We start from the raw sequence: 20754 nt of genomic DNA on the forward strand, positions 1-20754 counted from the left end.
ATGCATCATGATCTGATTGTTTTCGCTGAAGACTGGCAGGGGCTACCAAGTAGCACGCAGCATTTAATCAAACAGCTGGCTACAACACGTAAAGTCGTGTGGATTAACTCAATCGGTTTACGCCAGCCAACTTTAAATTGGCAAGATGCCAAGCGCCTTTGGATGAAATTAAGTGCAAGTCATACTGAAAAGAATAAGAGTGAAAAGAATAATACGATAACAGCAAGTAATGAAAGCGCTTCTTTAGAGAGTGATCATTCAGAAAGCAAGCATTTAGAGCAAGCTAATTCAAATCATGATTTTTATGTGGTTAACCCACGTACTCTTCCTGCGCCACGTAGCCAGTTTGCACGTTTTATCGCCCGCCAATTATTGTTATTACAAATTAAACCAATCATCAAAAAAGCACAATTAGACTCTCCCTTGTTATGGGTTTCTTTACCGACGGCCGTTGATTTTAGTGGTCACTTAGGTGAGTCCGGTTTGGTTTATTATTGTGGTGATGATTTTTCTGGTTTAGCGGGAGTGGACCATAATACGGTCGCATTACGTGAACAAGAGTTATCTGAAAAAGCGGATTTAATATTAGCGGCAAGCCCTAAGTTAGTGACGCACTTTCCTAAACACAATACCCAACTATTAACTCATGGCGTTGATTACAAACTATTTTCAACAGCGACTCCACGCGCAAATGATCTACCCGATGATGGGCGTCCTATTGCAGGTTTTTACGGCAGTATTTCACAATGGTTAGACTTGCCTTTATTACGTGAAACCATTTTAAAACTCCCACAATGGCACTTTGTTTTTATTGGTAAAGCGGTGGTTGATATCAGCTTAATCAGTGCCTTAGAGAATGTGACTTTATTAGGCGAACGTGAACATCATCTATTACCTAGTTACAGCCAACATTGGACGGCATCATTATTACCCTTTTGTGATAATGCACAAATTAGAGCCTGTAACCCATTAAAATTAAAAGAATACCTAGCCGCTGGCCGACCTATTATCAGCACCCATTTTCCGGCGATAGATGCTTATCGTGGTTTAGTGCAAATTGCTAATAACAGTGATGCGATGGTTGAAGCGTTATTAGACAGTCAGCACGTTCAATCGTTAGCTCAATTCTCTACTGTTTTACGTGATGTGGTGGCGCAAAAAAGTTGGCAAGCCCGCGCGAATAAATTGTCTCACTGGTTGGGTGAATTATGAATAACCTCTACTTCCAGTTTTATTATCTATTAGCGGGGGCGTGGCGTCGCCGTTATACGATTTTTATTCCGATGCTTATATTGCCTATTTTTGCGGTGTTAATGAGTCAGTTGAGTGATAAAAAATACACTGCACATACCAGTATGTTGTTGCAGGAAACCGCTAAGCTAAACCCATTTTTAGAAGATTTAGCCGTTTCAGCGATGCTTAAAGAGCGTATCAATTCCTTGAAAATCCTATTACATAGCCGTCATATTTTAGGTTCAGTGGCGTTGCAACAGGGGTTAATCACAGCGCAATCAACACCTCAAAAACATGACCAAGTGATTAATGAGTTGTCTAACGCATTGACCATCAACATGGTGGGTAAAGACTTAATTCGCATTGATTATCGCGCGGATGACCCAAAAGGTATGAAGTCCATGTTAGAGGTGGTCAGTGATCATTTTATTGAACAGGTATTAGCGCCCGAGCGTTCATCAATGACCGATTCCAGTGCCTTTTTAGCTGAGCATCTTAAAAACCGTCAGTTAGAGTTAGATAAAGCGGAAACGGCGATGGCGAGATTTAAAGACAAGTATGCAGAAGAGTTACCCGAGTTATACCTCACTAATGTCAATCGTCTTGCACAAATGAAGCAAGGTTTGGCAGAGAAGCAAGCCGAGTTAGCGGGGGCTTCGCGTAGTTTAGGTAGCATCAATCAACAATTATCAAAAACTAATCCGGTGTTAAGCCTTATTGAGCAAAACATTGTGCGTCTGCAAGGAGAAATTTCATTATTGCGTGCCCGTTATACCGAGCAACACAGCAAGGTTATTACCGCAAAAAGAAAATTACAGCGCCTAGAGCAGGAAAGACAGCAATTATTAGGCACAACAGATGAAGCGATTAATATCGACAAACTTTGGGCCATTGGCAGTAATTACCAAAGTAGCAACGATCCTAAAAAACAGCCTTTGTTAATTACTCAATTACAAACCATGCAAAAAACCAGTGGCAAGGTAGAAGGGTTACAAGAAGAGGTTAATAGCTTAATGGTGATGATTAAGTTACTTGAGCAGCAACTTTCTGGTTACGGGGCGAATGCCAGTGAGTTATCAAGATTACAAAGAGAGGTCGCGGTAAAACGTGACCTTTATGACGACATGTTATTACGTTTTGAGAAAGCCAATATTACTGCGTCATTGAGTGTTTTTGAGCAAGATAAACGTATTAAGATAATTGATAGCCCCTTCACGCCTTCTTCCCCTTCAAACCCTCCGCTCATTCTTTTTATTATCAGTGGTGTATTAGGCGGATTATTTTTAGGCGTGAGCCTTGCGCTAATTCAAGAGTTAAGTGATACCTCGATTTATCGCCGTAGCCAATTAGAAGAACTAACAGAAATCCCAGTATTAACACGTATTCCTTATGTTGCTCTGGCAACACGTAATGGAGATATTTCATGAAAACGATCATACAAGTTGTGCAACATTTACGCCCCGGCGGCATTGAAAGCATTGCCTTGGACTTAACGCAGTTTGCACCGAGCAATGAAGTTACGTTTATTGTTAGCCTTGAGGGCACATACCAACAAGCAGTTAAAAATTGGCCAAAACTGAGCCAATTTAAAGAGCAACTCATCTTTTTGGATAAACAGCCCGGTTTACAGCCAGCATTAATCAAACAACTCATCGATTTAATTAAACAAAAGAACGTTTATGCCGTGCATACCCATCATATTGGCCCGCTTGTTTACGCGGGGTTAGCGGCACGCTTGGCGGGGGTTAAACAGCGTATTCATACGGAACATGACGCATGGCATTTAGCGAATACAAAACGCCGTTTAGTACAGCGAATGGTGATTAAATGTGTGCAACCTATTTTAGTTGCAGATGCAAAAATGGTCGCAAATCATATGCAGCAACATCTGCAATGCAAACAAACCATTAATGTTATTCATAACGGTATTGATAGCGATTATTTTTCACCTGGCAATAAAGTCATGGCGCGCGCTACCTTCAGTTTACCTCAACAAATCAAGTTGATTGGTTGCAGTGGACGTATGGAAACGGTAAAAGGTCAGCATGTATTAATTGATGCATTAAGTCGATTACCCCTTGAGGTGCATGTTGCATTAGCGGGGTCGGGAAGCTGTGAAAATAGCTTACGCAAATTAGTCATTAAGCATGGCTTGCAGGAGAGAGTGCATTTTTTAGGGCACATAGATGCGATGGCGACTTTTTATCAATCTTTAGACCTATTTTGTTTACCGTCATTAAACGAAGGTTTTCCTTTGTCATCGTTAGAAGCGCAATCTTGTAACATCGCCACATTAGTCACTGATGTGGGCGCTTCTAAAGAAACGTTAAGCCCCGAGAGTGGTCGTTTGGTTAAGGCTAAAGATGCCAATGCAATGGCCTTAGTCTTATTGGAAATGCTTAATAATAGAAAACCGGCTATGCCACGTGTTTTTGTACAGCAAAATGCCAATGTAAAAAGCATGGTCAGTGCTTATGTTTCACTGCGTAATGCGTTAACCACACAGGGAGTTTGTCATGGATAATATGATAATAATACTCACGCTGATCAGTGGTTTTTTAGTGATCTATCATCATTTGGGTTACCCACTTATTTTGAAGTTATTTAAAAAACAATCTGCGCAGCTGCATCAACATCAACAACAGCAACAACAAACAAACGGACAATCCGTTAACCCACCAGCCGCGCGTCAATATACCTGTTCAAATAAAGATAACGACTTGCCTAATATCGCGATTGTGGTACCTGCTTATAACGAAGCACAATGGATTGCAGAGAAAATTCGTAATCTAGCCGCCTTAGATTACCCAAGCGGACATCTACAGGTGATTATTGGTTGTGATGGATGCCAAGATAAAACCTATGCCATTGCAAAGGCGACAGCTGCTGAACCTGAATGTGCAGAGCTCGCGATTACCATTATTAATTTTCAGATTAATCGAGGAAAAATAGCACTGCTTAATGAGTTATTACCAACATTAAAGTGTGATTTAGTGGCGTTAACAGATACCTCGGCTTTGATTTCAATTGATGCATTAATGATTGCAGCTAACCGCTTTAAAGATCCAAAAATCGGTGTGTTAAATGGACATTATCGGTTATTAACGCCGGGCTCAGCAGGTGAACAAGCGTATTGGGATTACCAAAGTGAAATAAAAATAAGTGAAGCTGCTCTTGGATCAACACTAGGCGCACACGGGGCTTTTTATCTTTTTCGTCGTGAGTTATTTGAACCACTTGCTAGCGATACTATCAATGATGATTTTATTTTACCGATGAAAATTGTAGCCGCTGGATACCGAGCAGATTATGAAAACAGCATTAATGCGTTAGAGCTAGAAAAATCCAGTGATGACCAAGATCATATGCGCCGTCGCCGTATTGCAGCCGGTAATGTTCAACAACTCTTACGCCTTAAAATGTTACTTTTACCCCGTTATAAAGGGGTCGCTTTTGCTTTTATTTCAGGAAAAGCTTTACGTGTATTAATGCCTTTTTTAATGATTATTAGTTTGCTGGGTTGTTTATTATTAGCCTCGCATTATTTACTGTTTTTAGCGTTAGCCGTAGCGCAACTAATGCTTTATGGCCTAGCAAGCTGGCAGTTATTAATGAAACCGAAACAGAGCAACAAAGTCAGTCGTTTATTGGGGTATTTAGTGGGCGGTCATGTTGCCGGGTTGATTGGCACAATACGTTATGTTTTACACCTTGACGGTGATCGCTGGACAAAAATTAACTAAGGGGCATTATTATGAATTCACCTATTTCACAATCCATTAAGTTCACTAGCCGATTAACCGCTAGCCAGGATAGTTATATTCACCCAGGGGTTAGATACGGGAAACGCGGCTTTGATTTAGTCTTTTCTGTGTGTGCTTTATTCGTATTAGCGCCGGTATTTGTATTACTTGCCATTGCGATTAAGTTAGATAGCCAAGGGCCGGTATTTTATAAACAAATACGTCTTGGAAAGTCGCCCAAAGGGCAGAACAAATTCTTTGAAATTATTAAATTTAGAAGCATGGGCACCGATGCAGAAATCGCGGGTAAAGCGCTCTTAGCTTCTAAAGGCGATCCAAGAATAACCCGAGTGGGTCGTTTTTTACGTAAAACTCGTTTAGATGAAGTGCCACAATTTTTTAATATTATTCGCGGTGAAATGTCGTTAATTGGGCCGCGTCCAGAACGCCCTGAGTTAACCACTGAAATTGAAAAGAAAATGCCCTTTTTTACAGAGCGTACTTACCAAGTTTTACCCGGTATCACGGGGTTAGCGCAAACCAATCAAAGTTACCTTGATAGTGTTAATGATATCGACCAGAAACTGGCCTTTGACCACGCGTATTCGTTAGCTATTTCTAGCCCTGTTAGTTGGTTAAAAACCGATATTGCGATTTTAGTGCAAACAGTGATCACTGTGGTTAAGTGTAATGGATAAACTCAATGTCAATGTTATTGCATTACGCAGTGGTTTTATCTGGGGGGGCAATGCACTGATATTAGTTTTATTATCATTACCTTTTTTTAGCGCGCAGCAGTGGTGGCTTGATAACTTGAGTAATTTGCAATGGCAGTGGTCTTTGTGTGCAGGGTTACTGATTGTGATTAACATCATCTACCGATTACGTTTTTATACTTTGTTGAGTGGCTTGTTAGTGATGCTTATTATTAACCAACAGTGGTTTTTATATCAACCTCAGCAAACAAGCTTAGAGGAAGCGCAAACCTTAAATATTGGCCAGTTTAATATTAGTTACACCAATCCCTATTTTAATGAGTTATTACCACAATTAGGCGAATCAGATTTAGATGTGATTGTGCTCCAAGAGGCATCTGATAAACAGGGTCTTAATCTAAGCCTCTTATTGCAATATTATCCCTATTCACTAGGCCTTGAATCATTAAATGGCACGCCTTCTGGTTTAGCATTATTTTCGCGTTGGCCGATTATTGAAAGTAAAAGCCATCAATTGAATGCAGAAAAAACACATATTTTAGAGGTGGTGATACAGAGTCCTAAATCACAAACACCGGTACAAATATACGCGATTCACCCCGTTTCCCCACGTAATGAGCAGTTATGGTTACAGCGTAATAAAACCTTTGTTTACCTTAGCGAACTGGTGTCTGAGTCTCTATTAGATAATAAAATTATTATTGGTGATTTTAATAGCAGTCATTGGAGTAGCGCTTTTAAAAAATTACAACGTAATACAGCCCTTAAAAACAGTGCTGCTGGTTTTGGTTATATCCCAAGTTGGTCTCACGGTGGTTTACATGGTTGGTGGCCAATGCTCAGTGCTTATGTTGATCATTGCCTGATTAGTCCACAAATGGCGGTGCTCAATAAATACCAACAAATCATGCCCGGTTCAGATCATCGTTTAATAAAGACCTTGTTAGCGATTCCTTAGCTATTTATATCAAAGAGTGTTTGCGTCAATTCATCTGTCATCTGTCATCTGTCATTTTTCATTACTGGGCAGTGAGTACTGATCGCATAATGATAAAGCGAATTTGTCGTTGCAAATCAATTTGCAATTTGCAAATCCAGAAAATAAAGCTTCATGCAAAATGCAACGAAAAACATTAACCTTTTGATTTTATTGCGAATTAAAAGTTGGCTCGAACTCTGCAATATAATATCTGTCTTCAACAATATGGGATGGATATTATGAATATTAAACAAGTTAATAGCAGTAACGAGCACTTAGTTATTATATTAACCGGCGAAATGGATGCTGACGGTTGTAGTAAAATCCGCCCTGATTTAGAAGCTGTAACTCAACAAACACAAATACATATTGTGCTTGATATCAGTGGCATTAGTTTCATTGATTCATCGGGCATTGGTGCGATTGTGTTTTTGTTTAAACGCTTGAAAGAGCAGCAACGCACGATGGGCATTATTGGCGTGCAAGGACAGCCAAAAGAGTTAATGACGTTATTACGTATTGATTCCGCGATTCCACTGAATAGTGGCCATGATCAGGAGTTAGCATCATGCGTCTAATAACGGCTCCCATCACAGCGCTGATATTATCTACTAGCTTATTGTTTTTAGCGGGTTGTACAAATAGCGCGCCCAAAGGTTATGGCGGTGTTGCTGAACATCAATACAGCGAAATGCCTGATCATCCTGTTGGTTTAGAAAATGCTTTGTATTTCGAATTACAAATGACACGTCGCCATTTAGAGTCATTGATTCTTTCGGGGGCTAAGATTTGTTTTCCTGCTTCTGTTCGCCTCAGCCAAATTAGAGAAGCGCGCATTGCTCGTGAGTTACAAGGTGGATTAGACGGTGATGCCGCTAATGACCTTATTATTCAGCGTGACCAGTTAGAACGTCTACAGCGCCGCCTTAACTATATACAGCAACAAGAAAGTTGTTTACCCCACAGAGCAAAACCCCTTGAAGACAAAGCGGAAAATACAGAGCAAGCATTAAGCGCCAATAAGATTAAAGAAATCATGTTGTTATTAAACAATAACAATCAGTTTGTCACGGACTCTGCAGAACTCAATCCTCGTTATATCGGCCAACTAGCTGAAGTGTGCATTTTACTGCGCCCTTATACGCAATATCACCTCAAACTTACCGGTCACACTGATACCAAAGGCACGGACAGTTATAACTTAAAACTTTCAATGCAACGCGCAGCACAAGTGGAACGTTACTTACAAATCTTTGGTTTAGATCCAAACAATATTGAGATAGATGGCAGTGGGTCGCTAGCGCCATTGTTTGTTGGTAATGAAGCACAAACAAGATTAGTGAATCGCCGCGTGAGCATTGAATTAATTACTGTTAATCCGGCTTCAGGAGTAATGACACAATGAAAAACTTAGCGTTCAAGCGAATCATAATGTTGTTCATGTTAGTGCTCAATATTGGCCTACTTAACGTGTCAGTTAGCCAGGCACAAGCGACGGACTATATTGTTCAAAATGGCGACCTGTTGCAAATCGCACTGCCGGGTGAGGAAAGCTTACAAGAAGCCTTGAAAGTAAATAGACAAGGCATGATCCTATTACCTGAAGTAGGGCAAATAAAAGTGAGTGGTTTAACTTTAAAAGCGATTGATGCCTTAGTAGAAGAAAAACTGAGTAAAGTGTTTATCGATTTAGAAAACCTTAATGTGTATTTATTAAAACAACAATTGATTATCAGCGTACGCGGTTATGTGACCCAACCGGGGGAGTTTACTTTGCAATCGGATGCCTCTATTCAGCTTGCCATACACGCTGCTGGTGGGCTTCGCTCTGGTGCTCAGTTAGATCGTATGCAACTTATTCGTGATAAAAAAACCACGCTTTTTAATTACAAAAAATACCTCGATAGTGGTGATAGAAGTTTATTACCCACGCTGAAATCAATGGATGCGTTATTTATTCCCGCTTCACCAATGACAGGTAATGTGGAAGTTGAGTTTAATCCATCGGAATTAGTGAATGCCGGTGACGCTGCGAATACACGTGATGCGATTAAAGTCTTTGGTGAAGTGAACAGCCCGGGTAATTTTACCTTTCGTGATGAAATGGACATTGTGGATTTGTTAATGGGCTCGGGCGGCGTAACACGTTATGCGGGTGTTGAAAAAATCCGCGTGATTACCGATGGCAGACCGACACTGTTTAATCTTAAAAAATATCTCGACAGTGGTGATGCCAGTTACCTGCCTGAAATTAAGAAAGGTGCGACCATTTTTGTGCCTAAACAGGAAGAAGAGATTAAGTCTGGCGCGCAAATGGTTTATATCATGGGGGAAGTGGCTAAACCCGGCGCTTTTGAAAGTAAAAATGGCGCGACCTTTATGGATATTTTAGCTAATGCGGGTGGCCCTACACGGTTTGCTGAATCTCGCCAAATTAGGGTAATTAAAGCCAACGGTAGCATTGTTGCTTTTGATTTAAGTGCTTATACGGAAGGATTAACCAAAGAACAACCACCTAAAATTAGCGCGGGAGATGCGATTTTTGTTCCCGAAAAAACCGATATGAATGAAAAGTCGTGGTTAAAAATAACCCCTAACCGCGCTGTAAGAGTACTGGGTGCTGTAGAGCACCCTGGGCGAATTGAATGGTCAGATGAGATGTCGTTATTAGATTTATTAGCCCATGTGGGTGGACCAACCTCAAAAGCGGATACTAATACTATCGAGATTGTTATCCCGCTTAATAATGGTCGTTCAGAAGCTTATAATTTTGATTTAAATGCATTTTTAAAAGAAGGGCAAAGTGATAGTTCGCTCCCTGTTATTAAAGCGGGCAGTACCATTATGGTGCATGAGTTACCGATTGACCCAAAAGACAATAAAGCACAATGGATACGCCAATCATCGGATAAATCGATTTATATCTTTGGCCAAGTTGGCGCGCCTGGGCGTTACATGTTTGCCGATGAAATGAATTTCTTAGATATTTTATCGGCAGCCGATGGTCCAACGGATAAAGCCGACCTACGTAACGTGCGTATTAATCATCGCGACAGTAAACAAAAAGGCGTGAGTAAAGTGGATTTAGCGTTGTATTTTGAAACCGGCGATGACGATTTATTACCTATCGTACGTACTGGCGATACGATTTATATTCCTGAGAAAGACCGTTTATGGTTAGACCAATCAAAAGAAAGCACGGTACGTGTATTAGGCGCAGTCAACAAACCAGGTCGTTACCGCTTTGATGACACTATGACGGTATTAGACTTATTAGCCGAGTCGGGTGGCACCAAAGAAGACGCGCATATTACTAATATTACCGTCGTGAATATGTCATGTTGTAAAGACCAAGCACGTAGTTTTGATTTAACGCAATTCACCGAAACCGCTGCTTTTGCTGAGTTACCGGTATTACGTGCAGGTGACACGATTTATATTCCTTACCGCAGTGCCAGCGCCTATGAGAAATTTCGTAAAGGGTTAACCGATGTGGTGCAAATTGTCGCGCTAGGTGCATTAATTGGGTTGCTTTAAGCGTTTAAATAAGGAGAGCATCATGTCAAATATACCCTATGAAAACATCGAAATTGAACAGATATTCGCACAAGCGTTTACCACCGGACAGCGTTCAATTGCGATTTGTGCTGCAGAGTCTGGAGAGGGCGTAACAAGTTTGGCCTTAGCACTCGCGCAGCGTCAATTGCTCGCGGGTAATTCGGTATTGCTAGTTGACCTTAATTTATATCGTCCGACATTAACTTCAATATTAGACATTCATAGTATGACCCCCGCAAGTAACTGCAAGCAAGTGGTGGCTGTTGAAGCCAAATATAGTGATTTATTAAGCGCCCCTACACTCACTGTTAATGAACAAAATTCAGTGGTATTAACCGGAATTACCGCGCCCAACACACGTGAAAGTGTGATGAAATTGCGCAAAGCAGGGGTGCTGGAAATGTTTATTGAGCAATGGTTAAAACAGTATGACTCAGTGATTATTGATACCTCTCCATTAAACAGAATGAATGCACATAATATTCCCCCTGAACGTATTGCGGCTGCTTGTGATGCTGCTATTTTAGTGGTGTTAGCGGGAAAAACACCGATGGCTTCAATCAGTAATGCACTGAGTAAGCTGAACAATGCCCAAGCACATTTAATTGGTAGTGTGATTAATGACCGCGACAACCCCAGTTTAAAAGATGAATTGTTACGCGAGACGGATCGTTTTTTTGCTCGGAGTACTAAACTTCAGCAATACTTCTTCCGTTTATTGAATAAAAGCCGCTTGTTAACTTTGGAAATATAATATTATGACTAATGCGCTGCTCACGTTACAAGCTCAATTAACGCCACAAACACCGCGTCAAATGCGTCATGCTTTACAGGGCGTGATTGAATTGCAAGTTGCAAAAAAAGAGCTTCAATACAAAATGTTATTGTGTTTATCTGAAGCGTTAACCAACCTTTTGGATCACGCCAAACCGACCCCTATTTTTGTGCATTTAACCTTTCAAAAAAATGCAGAGGGCTGGGCGCTGATTTTAAGTGATGATAGCTTACCCTGGGATCCCACTTGCCATTTACAAGATGCACCATTAACCGAATTTAGTGATTGTGAAGGTGGCCGTGGGGTGGCGTTAATGCACGCGCAAAGTGATGCCATTGATTATGTGCCGGCTAATCTTGTAAATAATATGGCGAGAGAGCCGTTTTATAATGTGCCAGGCAATACCAAACCCTTAAATCATCTGAGTTTGCACTGGTTATGTCCGATTTTGCAAAGTCAGCGCATCATCTTATTAGTGGAAGATAACCTTTCATTATGTCGATTATACCAAGCATATCTCTCTCAATATTATACTGTGGTCATCGCTAATAGCGGTTATCAAGCGATACAAATTCTGCAGCAACAACCCATTCATCTCGTGTTGTCAGATATTAAAATGCCGCAAATGAATGGTTTATCGCTGCGCAAAAAAATTAATCAGCAACCCGGTTGTGAACTCATTCCTTTTATTTTTTTAACCGGTGAAAGTAATCAGATGATGCAATCACAAGCGGCTGAATTAGGCATCGATGATTATTTATTTAAACCCATTAATAAAACCGATTTGTTAACCGCCGTTAAACGTGTTTTTGGGCGAAGTGCACAGGTCTATCAACAGCTGACTAATCGTATCGATAAACAAATCACCTCATCATTAACACCTACATTGCCAGAAGCGATTAAAGGCTGGCGTTTACAAGTTGCAAGCCGTAATACAGGCGCTGGTGGAGGTGATTTATTACTGCATAAAAGCCACACCAACAGTACTCATTTGTTAGTCACCGATATCATGGGGCATAACGATAGCGCGAAGTTCTTTTCTCATGCCTACGCGGGGTATTTACATGGTTTGATGTTAGCGATGCCAAGTACGATTGAACCGGGGGATTTACTAGCGCAATTATCTGATTGCGCGATGAAGGACCAATTATTATCGCAAATCACCTTAACTTGTTGTGCAGTGCAACTTGCTGAAAATGGCCATATTAGTCTAGCCAGTGCTGGGCACCCGGCGCCGTTATTAATTTCCGATGAGAAGGTGGAAGCGTTGACCAGTGGCGGTGCGTTACCCGGTTTAATCGACCACGCGCAATATGATAGTAACGAGTTTGTTGTGCAGCGTGGGCAACGTATTGCACTGTTCACCGATGGGTTATTTGAGTCCGCAAAAGATAATATCGGTCGCGATGATTTAAGAGAAAAAATCACCGCCACATTACTGGCTACTTTAGCGTTACCTATTAAACAGGCATTACAACAAGTGATGGCGGTCTTTGACCAACTGACCGAATCAAAACCGAATGATGATGCATTATTACTGTTAATGGAACCAAGTGCTAACGAGTAGAAAACACTTAATCGTAAGCTAATAACTAACACGTATTTAAGGATAATCTAATGAATTCAATATCTACTTTTGCTTCTAAGTCAGCGTCTTTTTTTACTGTTTTGTTTATGCTTTTGGGCAGTTTTTTATTACTGCAAAGCAGCGCATATGCGCAACAAAAGGTGCTCGTTTTTGGCTTTGTGCCCCAGCAATCAGCGAGTAAATTAGTGGCCTTATGGCAACCGATTGTAAATAGTGTTGAGCAACAAACCGGTCTTACAATACATTTTGCAACAGCGCCAACCATCCCTATTTTTGAACAGCGTTTAGCCAAGGGGGAATACGATATTGCTTACATGAATCCTTATCATTATGTTGTCTTTAACCAAACGGTGGGTTATCAAGCGATTGCCAAGGCCCGCGACAAAAAAATCAAAGGCATTATTGTTGTGCCTAAAAACAGTAAAGTGACCGAGCTACAAGATTTACAAAACAGTACGTTAGCTTTCCCTGCTCCCGCTGCATTTGCAGCTACAATTATCCCACAATCAGATTTAGCTAATCAGGGCATAAATTATTCACCTAAATACGTTTCATCACATGATTCTGTTTATCGGACCGTTGCCAAAGGTATTTATCCTGCGGGTGGTGGTGTGATGCGTACCTTTAAGAGTGTCGCACCAGAAGTGCGTGCACAGCTACGCATTCTTTGGACAACAGAAGGTTACACCCCCCATGCGATAGCGGTGCATCCACGTGTTGATAAGCTTGAGGTAGAAAAAATTCAACAAGCGTTAGTATTGGTCGAACAGAGTCCCGAGGGAAAACAGTTATTAAAGAAAATTAGTATCCATGGCTTTGAAGCTGCAGTAGACAGTCAATGGAATGATATTCGCCAGCTACAACTTAAACAATTAGATAAATAATATGAGTTTTCGATTAAAAACAATCATTGGTATTGCATTAATTCAAACCGTTTTGTTAATAGGTTTGATTGTCAGTGGCATGAGTTATTTAAAACGTACTCATGAATTACACTTACAGCAACGCATAGAAAGTACTTCTATTCTCTATAGCCATGCGCTTAAAGATGCCGTGTTAAGTACTGATTTAGCGACCATTGAAAGTTTTGTTGAAGACTCCTTAAATATCCCCGATATTGTTTATGTCCGCATTAGTAATAACGATCATGTATTTTCTGAAGGCGGTGACCTGACATTATTGTCTGCACTCAAAAATCATGATTTCAGTCTGGCTGATGTTAACGATGGTGTTTTTGATCTTGAAATTAAAATAAATAATGGCGTGCAAACTTATGCTCAGATTGAGATCGGTTTATCTACACAACATATCGAACGTACATTAGTTGAAGCACAACGATGGGCAATTGCACTGGCATTCTTAGTGGTTGTATTAGTGGCTATCTTTTCATATGTCTTAGGCACTTATTTAACACAGAGCTTACAGCGCTTAAAAAACGCATCAGAAACCATCGCCAGTGCTGGGCCTGGTCATCAAATTGAGATTCAAGGTAATGACGAAATTTCAGAAGTAGGGCATGCCTTAAATCACATGTCATCTACCTTAGCGGTTAGTTATAAAAAATTATCTCAGAGTATTGAATCAGAAAGAAAAATGGCATCACTGGCACACAGTAATCAAGCTAAAAATCACGCTATTTTAACCGCGTCTTTAGATGCCATCATCACCATTGATCAAGCGGGTATGGTGGTTGATTATAATAGTGTGGCCGAGAAAATATTTGGTTGGGCTTATGATGAGATTTTTGGAAATTGCCTTTCTGACTTTATTATTCCTAAGCATAAACGCCATGCACATCATCATGGTATCGAAGCATATTTATTAACTAAAAAATCGGCGGTCATTAACCAACGTTTAGAACTGACCGCGCAGCACAAAGATGGTCACCACTTCCCCATTGAAATTAATATTTCTCCGATTGAGTTTGATGGCGGCATTATGTTTACTGCTTTTATTCGCGATATTACTACACGTTTGCAGGCGGAAACTGAATTACGTTTAGCGGCCAGTACGTTTGAGTCGAGCGAAGCGATCTTTATTTGTAATGCACAGGCCAATATTATTCGTACAAATCACGCGTTTACCGCGATTACCGGTTATACAAATGAAGATGTATTAGGTAAAAATCCAAGTGTTTTATCTTCCGGGCAATACCCTAATCAATTTTATGAAAATATGTGGGATAGCTTGGCAAAAGAGGGGCAGTGGAGCGGTGAAATTAACAATAAACGCAAAGACGGTGAAATCTATCCGGAGTATTTGAATATTTCATCGATTAAAGATGCAAAGGGAGAAATTACGCATTATATCGCCCATTCAATGGATATCAGTGAGCAAAAACAAAATGAGGAAAACCTGCGTAAAGCACGCATTGAAGCGGATGCGAGTAATGAGTCAAAAAGCCGTTTCTTAGCGTCGATGAGTCATGAAATACGTACGCCAATGAATGCCGTGTTAGGTATTTTAGGTTTATTAAAAGACTCTCCTCTCAATGAAAAACAGCACTCCTTTGTCAGTACTGCCCGTGACTCTGGCGAATTATTGTTAACCATTATTAATGATATTCTTGATTTTACAAAAATGGATGTCGGTAAATTACAATTAGAAAATAGTCACTTTGATTTACACCTGTTATTAGAAAACTGCATACAATTATTGCAACACCTTGCGCAGAAAAAGTCCCTGCAATTATCCTTATTATTAGCCCCTGATTTACCGCAATACGTTAAAGGTGACCCCGATAGAATCCGTCAAATACTGATTAACCTGATCAACAATGCTATTAAATTTACCGATCAAGGGCGCATTGATGTATTGGTTGACCTCAAAAGTACGTCCTTGCAAGGCTTCACTTTAGTGTGCCAAGTACGTGATACGGGCATTGGCATTCGCCAAGAAAATCAGCATCTTTTATTTGAAGAATTTACTATGGTTGATCAAACTCATTCACGTTTATACGAAGGTGCTGGGTTAGGGCTCGCTATTTGCAAGCGCTTAGTGACACTCATGAATGGCGAAATTAGCGTGACCAGCGAGTTTGATAAAGGCAGCACATTTGAATTCTTCATTGATGTTAATGCCAGCGAGAAAGACGAGATTAACAGTGTGTTACGAGCAGAAAACACCTTACAGATGCCAACGCCTAATACACGTATTTTATTAGCAGAGGATAATCCCGCTAACCAAATGGTGATTAAAAGCATTCTTGAATTTGCGCAACTGAGTGTCGATGTTGTTTCTAATGGTTATGAAGCCATTGAGGCCGTGCAGCAAATCCCTTATGACATCGTATTAATGGATATTTCCATGCCCGGTATGGATGGCATGCTTGCCACCCAAGCGATTCGTGCTTTATCAACCGAGGTTGCCAATATCCCGATTGTTGCGCTAACTGCCCACTCATTAAATGGCGACAAAGAACGTTTTGTGGCCGCCGGAATGAATGATTATTTAAGTAAACCGATTGATCGTATTGCCACGCTTAATTGCATCGCTTTTTGGACTAAAGACAGTTCGCCTGAAAAAGGTTTATCGACATTAAATAGTGAGGTTAAAGTCCTCTCTAAAAGCTTTTCAGACTATGCCTTAGTTGATGAATCGGTATTGAAGCAACTGGTTATTGATACCAGTGCCAGTACGGTTAGCGAATTGATCGCGCTTTATATTGTAGAAAGTAAACAATGCCTAGAGGTCATTAAAAAGGCGCTTGAAGAGCAAGATATGACTAGCCTCGCTTTTGAAGTTCACAGTATTAGTAGCAGCGCCTTGGCCCATGGTAATAGCAGACTCGGAGAACAGGGGCGTTATATTGAACAGCTTTGCCGTACTGATAAAGCGCAACAGGCGATCAATAGTACCAATGAATTTGTCATCACGGCGGTCGCCTCTTTCAGTAAGTTACAGCAACGTGCACAACAAGGTTTTTAATCGCTAAACAACAGAAATTGATATCAGAACAGTTTCAGAATACGTTATTTAAACGCGTTATAAAGCGTGATTGTTACCCTAAATTTAAGTAATAAATACAATGAGGAGTATCGCCATGTGTGGAATCGTAGGTGCAGTAGCACAAAGAGACATCGCTGAAATACTAGTTGAAGGTTTACGCCGTTTAGAGTATCGCGGTTATGATTCTGCGGGTATTGCGGTGGTTGACGGACAAAGTAACTACCAACGTTTACGTCGCTTAGGCAAAGTGAATGAATTAGCACAGGTAACCAAAAATACCTCTGTGATTGGTGGCACGGGTATCGCACATACACGCTGGGCAACACATGGCGAACCCTCTGAAGCTAACTCTCATCCACATGTCTCGGGCGATATTACTATTGTTCATAACGGTATTATTGAAAATCATGTGCCATTACGTACATTATTAGAAAGCCGTGGTTATCAGTTTTTATCACAAACAGATTCTGAAGTTATTGCGCATTTGGTTGAATGGGAATTAAAAAGCGCTACAACATTAATTGAAGCCGTACAAAAAACAGCCGCACAACTTGAAGGTGCTTATGGCGCTGTAGTAATGAATCGACTTGATCCCAAACGTTTAGTGGTTGCGCGCTCTGGAAGCCCAATTGTGATTGGTTGTGGTGTGGGTGAAAACTTCTTAGCTTCGGACCAATTGGCGCTTTTAAATGTAACCCGCCGTTTTATGTTTCTTGAAGAGGGGGACATTGCTGAAATCACCCGTCATGAGATTAATATTTATGATGCCAGTGGAGAGCAAGTTGAACGTGAAATAACGGAATCGAATGTTGAACAAGATGCCGGCGACAAAGGTAAGTTTCGCCACTTTATGCAAAAAGAGGTCTACGAACAACCCACTGCCATTATCAATACCATGGAAGGCAGAATTAGACCGGGTGAAGTGATCACTGAAAGTATTGGTGTGCACGCCGTTGAAATTTTGAAGAAGGTTGAGCACGTGCAGATTATTGCCTGTGGTACTTCGTATAATGCTGGCATGACCGCAAGGTATTGGTTTGAATCATTAGCGGGTGTAAGTTGTGATGTGGAAATAGCCTCTGAATTTCGTTATCGCCAATTTGTAACTCGACCAAATAGTCTGTTGATTACTATTTCACAGTCCGGCGAAACAGCGGATACTTTAGCCGCCCTACGTTTAGCCAAAGAGCGTGGTTATATGGGCGTGATGACAGTGTGTAATGTTGCCGGTTCTTCAATGGTACGTGAGTCTGATTTTGCTTTTATGACACGTGCGGGAACAGAAATTGGCGTGGCATCAACCAAAGCATTTACCACTCAATTAACCGCCTTGTTAATGCTAGTGACTGCATTAGGTAAAGAGCAGAAACGTATTACACAAGAGAAAGAAAAAGAGATTGTTGATGCGCTTTATGCGTTACCGACTCAAATTGAAAAAGCGTTGTCATTTGATAAACAAATCGCCGCACTCGCACCTGATTTTGCAGATAAAGAGCATACCTTGTTTTTAGGCCGTGGTGAGTTTTATCCCATTGCAGTGGAAGCCTCTTTAAAACTGAAAGAGATTTCCTATATACATGCTGAAGCCTATGCCGCTGGTGAATTAAAACATGGCCCGTTAGCCTTGGTGGATGCTGATATGCCTGTTGTTGTGGTCGCGCCAACCAATGATTTACTTGAAAAATTAAAGTCGAATATTGAAGAGGTACGTGCACGCGGCGGTTTACTGTATGTGTTTTGTGCGCCTAAGGCGGGTTTTGAATCAGACCAAAGCATGAAGATAATTACCTTGCCTCATGTGAGTGATATTACCGCACCAATCTATTACACCATTCCCATGCAGTTACTTGCATATCATGTGGCTTTAATTAAAGGCACGGATGTCGACCAACCACGTAATTTAGCCAAAGCGGTCACTGTGGAGTAGGTTCAGCGTTATGTCTGTATTGCTGTCGGAAGATAAATAGGCCAGAAGAGAAATATGTATGAAGATAAATATTTCAGAAGAGAATAAAGCTTGATCATTTACAATGAAGTTTGTCTCTTTTGAGCATGTTTGCTGATCAGTTCAATACATTTTTTATCCCTTTTGCTGGTTGAAAAGCTAGGGCGCTAACGGCCCATTGCGAGTTAGAAATGAATTTTAACTTGAAAAGGCAAGACGCGGCCCCATTGGTAATTTTAACATTGCTATGTTTATACCCAGTAATTGTGACGCTTTATCTCAATAAATCGAGTTATTACGACATCGTATTGCTTTTGTCGGAACTGTAAAAACCGGCACTGTGAAGGTTATTAATGACACTCATTTACTTTTCTAGAGAAAACAAAGTGTTGGGGGTATTTCGAAGATGAGTATAGACAACAGGGTGACGTGTTTTCCTGTTCACTATTTTAGAAATTTAACTCATAATTTATTGATTTTTTTTGTTTTGTTGATTATTCTGTTTTTTTAAATAATTAATATATACAACATGGCTATTGTGGCGCTAGAAAGAGCTTTTTACGTCACTGTGTTGTATATAAAGCTGTTAGTTTTACATCGAGTATAGAGGTCGAATAATTACAATGGATGAGTTACATCAAAAGATTGATAAGTTAATTGAAGATCAATATAAAACACAAAAAAAGTTTGGAGAGTTAGCTCAACTTGCACAATTGTTTGAATTTGAGTTTTTAAACAAATTATACAATTTACTTTCAGATGAATTTACTGGTCATTATAAAAAAAAAGCGATAGAGCTATCTTTAAGTTGGATTGATAAACGGCCACTGGCGTCATTTTGTGATGATACTTTTGACTATAATGGGAATAAGATTACGCAGAAGGTGGAAGTCGGTGACGTTGCATTTATGTTTCACCATCAGCTAGAAGCATCGGGGACTATTGTACAGGAAGAGTCGTATTCAATTTTAATGCAAGCTAAACGTTCAAACTCTAACAAAGAGCAAAAAGTCCCCGTCACACCGTCTAAAACTAAAAATAATAGTTCAGAAAAAGAATTTACATTATTAAGCAAATGGCCAACTTTTGATCTATACAAAACGTCTGCGAATAAAAAGTCTTGTCAAACGAAACTGAAACTAACAGAACTAGAAGATAACGACTCAAAGTATGCTTGGTATATGGTTTGCCCTCCGAGGAAGTTATGCCAATGGGATACAAGATGGATGTGCGCTCCTCCATTACGAGATTCAATTTTTGATGTGACTTTAGGTCAAATTTTTGAATCTCTATATCAAAGGAAAAAAATTAAAGGGTATAGCTCTGCTATTGGTAAACGTTTTAATTATATTAGAACGTGGAAACACGGTCAGGACTCCTCAGGAATAAGTGCATGGGATACTTTAAATAATGAAATATTAGTGCAATGTAAAGAATCATCTTTACCGAAACACTTATTTGGACATAATGCTGGGCAAAGAGTTAGAAGCGTTGACGAATATTTCGAACTGCTAGATGAGTTGTTATTAAAAGGTAAGATCAAGTTAAATGGATTTGATCGTGAAGAACAACAGAGTTCAAAAACTATTCTGGGTGATATATTAGGAGTAAACAATCCAGATGTTGATATAGAAAGTCTACTCAATGTAAATGCAATGCCAGTGTTATCCGTTGCAATTATGTCGGTAGACTAAAACTAACAAGGCGTTTAAACGGAACAAAAACAGTGGGTTACGTTTCGCTTCGCTACACATTTTAACCCACTACTTTTGTCCGCTTAACGCGGCGTTATAAATCTTATGTGTTAACTATCAACAATGGAGATGTATTATGGGAATTGGTTCAAATTTAGGTGTGGAAATAGCTGAGCAAGAACATCGCGAGGCTTTATTCGAAGAAGTGATTAATGAAGCGGCTGTTTTAGTAGCTACAAGTGATCATTCAAGAGAATCTGCATATCAAGCGGCAAAGGATCTTAGTCTGGCGCAACAAGAGGCTATCGCAAAAGGCGAATATTCAGAAGATGAGGACTCGAACACAATGTCTTTCTTTGACTCGTCGCTAGAGGGAACTAGCATCCCCAGTGGAAAACACGCTCAGGTAAAAGCTATAGCGCAAGAGCTTAGAGAAAAATTCGAAGACGATTTATAACAAGTTGCTTAAACGGAAAAATAACAGTTGGCCATCGCTCCGCGATTATAGCCAACTATTATTTTCCGCTTAGCAAGTGACTATGGTGTCAATTCTTAATTCTGATTCATTTCAGGAG

The 20754-nt window shown here is 40.3% G+C and carries 16 protein-coding genes; all 16 read left to right on the forward strand.

What is annotated here, in order from left to right; translation table 11 throughout:
• The 16 genes from CXF74_RS16360 to CXF74_RS16435 all read left to right on the forward strand — a co-directional run bounded on the left by CXF74_RS16360 (nucleotide 1) and on the right by CXF74_RS16435 (nucleotide 20636).
• The gene (locus CXF74_RS16360; protein WP_101083604.1) at nucleotides 1–1212 is read left to right on the forward strand and encodes a glycosyltransferase; all 1212 of its coding nucleotides are present in this window, start codon (nucleotides 1–3) and stop codon (nucleotides 1210–1212) included.
• The gene (locus CXF74_RS16365) at nucleotides 1209–2660 is read left to right on the forward strand and encodes a GumC family protein (protein WP_101083605.1); all 1452 of its coding nucleotides are present in this window, start codon (nucleotides 1209–1211) and stop codon (nucleotides 2658–2660) included. The genes CXF74_RS16360 and CXF74_RS16365 overlap by 4 nt, the downstream gene beginning before the upstream one ends.
• Entirely contained in the window at nucleotides 2657–3757 is a 1101-nt protein-coding gene (locus CXF74_RS16370; RefSeq protein ID WP_101083606.1) for a glycosyltransferase, read from the forward strand. The genes CXF74_RS16365 and CXF74_RS16370 overlap by 4 nt, the downstream gene beginning before the upstream one ends.
• Nucleotides 3750–4976: a glycosyltransferase family 2 protein gene (locus tag CXF74_RS16375; RefSeq protein WP_101083607.1), complete on the forward strand. Its 1227-nt coding sequence runs from the start codon at nucleotides 3750–3752 to the stop codon at nucleotides 4974–4976. Before CXF74_RS16370 ends, CXF74_RS16375 begins: the two co-directional genes overlap by 8 nt.
• An 11-nt stretch (nucleotides 4977–4987) precedes the next feature.
• Complete coding sequence (locus CXF74_RS16380) at nucleotides 4988–5674, forward strand: sugar transferase (RefSeq protein WP_101083608.1); 687 nt, start codon at nucleotides 4988–4990, stop codon at nucleotides 5672–5674.
• Nucleotides 5667–6650, forward strand: a complete 984-nt coding sequence (locus CXF74_RS16385; RefSeq protein ID WP_101083609.1) for an endonuclease/exonuclease/phosphatase family protein — start codon at nucleotides 5667–5669, stop codon at nucleotides 6648–6650. The genes CXF74_RS16380 and CXF74_RS16385 overlap by 8 nt, the downstream gene beginning before the upstream one ends.
• A 260-nt stretch (nucleotides 6651–6910) precedes the next feature.
• Nucleotides 6911–7249, forward strand: coding sequence for an STAS domain-containing protein (locus CXF74_RS16390; RefSeq protein ID WP_101083610.1), 339 nt, complete (start codon nucleotides 6911–6913; stop codon nucleotides 7247–7249).
• Nucleotides 7240–8076 (forward strand): OmpA family protein, encoded by an 837-nt coding sequence (locus tag CXF74_RS16395; RefSeq protein ID WP_101083611.1) that lies wholly within the window; start codon nucleotides 7240–7242, stop codon nucleotides 8074–8076. Before CXF74_RS16390 ends, CXF74_RS16395 begins: the two co-directional genes overlap by 10 nt.
• The gene (locus CXF74_RS16400; RefSeq protein ID WP_101083612.1) at nucleotides 8073–10208 is read left to right on the forward strand and encodes an SLBB domain-containing protein; all 2136 of its coding nucleotides are present in this window, start codon (nucleotides 8073–8075) and stop codon (nucleotides 10206–10208) included. Before CXF74_RS16395 ends, CXF74_RS16400 begins: the two co-directional genes overlap by 4 nt.
• 22 nt (nucleotides 10209–10230) lie before the next feature.
• Complete coding sequence (locus CXF74_RS16405) at nucleotides 10231–10983, forward strand: AAA family ATPase (RefSeq protein WP_101083613.1); 753 nt, start codon at nucleotides 10231–10233, stop codon at nucleotides 10981–10983.
• A gap of 4 nt (nucleotides 10984–10987) precedes the next feature.
• Nucleotides 10988–12571 carry a SpoIIE family protein phosphatase gene (locus CXF74_RS16410; RefSeq protein ID WP_101083614.1) on the forward strand — a complete coding sequence of 528 codons (1584 nt, stop codon included), beginning with the start codon at nucleotides 10988–10990 and terminating at the stop codon, nucleotides 12569–12571.
• Between the two features lie 50 nt (nucleotides 12572–12621).
• Complete coding sequence (locus CXF74_RS16415; RefSeq protein WP_101083615.1) at nucleotides 12622–13476, forward strand: phosphate/phosphite/phosphonate ABC transporter substrate-binding protein; 855 nt, start codon at nucleotides 12622–12624, stop codon at nucleotides 13474–13476.
• 1 nt (nucleotide 13477) lies between these two features.
• Nucleotides 13478–16519, forward strand: coding sequence for a PAS domain-containing hybrid sensor histidine kinase/response regulator (locus tag CXF74_RS16420; RefSeq protein ID WP_101083616.1), 3042 nt, complete (start codon nucleotides 13478–13480; stop codon nucleotides 16517–16519).
• A gap of 115 nt (nucleotides 16520–16634) precedes the next feature.
• On the forward strand, nucleotides 16635–18467 hold the full coding sequence (gene glmS, locus CXF74_RS16425) for a glutamine--fructose-6-phosphate transaminase (isomerizing) (RefSeq protein ID WP_101083617.1): 1833 nt from the start codon (nucleotides 16635–16637) through the stop codon (nucleotides 18465–18467).
• 641 nt (nucleotides 18468–19108) lie between these two features.
• Entirely contained in the window at nucleotides 19109–20179 is a 1071-nt protein-coding gene (locus CXF74_RS16430) for a hypothetical protein (RefSeq protein ID WP_101083618.1), read from the forward strand.
• Nucleotides 20180–20315: 136 nt separating this feature from the next.
• Complete coding sequence (locus CXF74_RS16435) at nucleotides 20316–20636, forward strand: hypothetical protein (protein ID WP_101083619.1); 321 nt, start codon at nucleotides 20316–20318, stop codon at nucleotides 20634–20636.
• Nucleotides 20637–20754: the final 118 nt, after the last annotated feature.

This window comes from Psychromonas sp. Urea-02u-13 (assembly GCF_002835995.1).
In the GTDB taxonomy this organism is placed as follows: Bacteria; Pseudomonadota; Gammaproteobacteria; order Enterobacterales; family Psychromonadaceae; genus Psychromonas.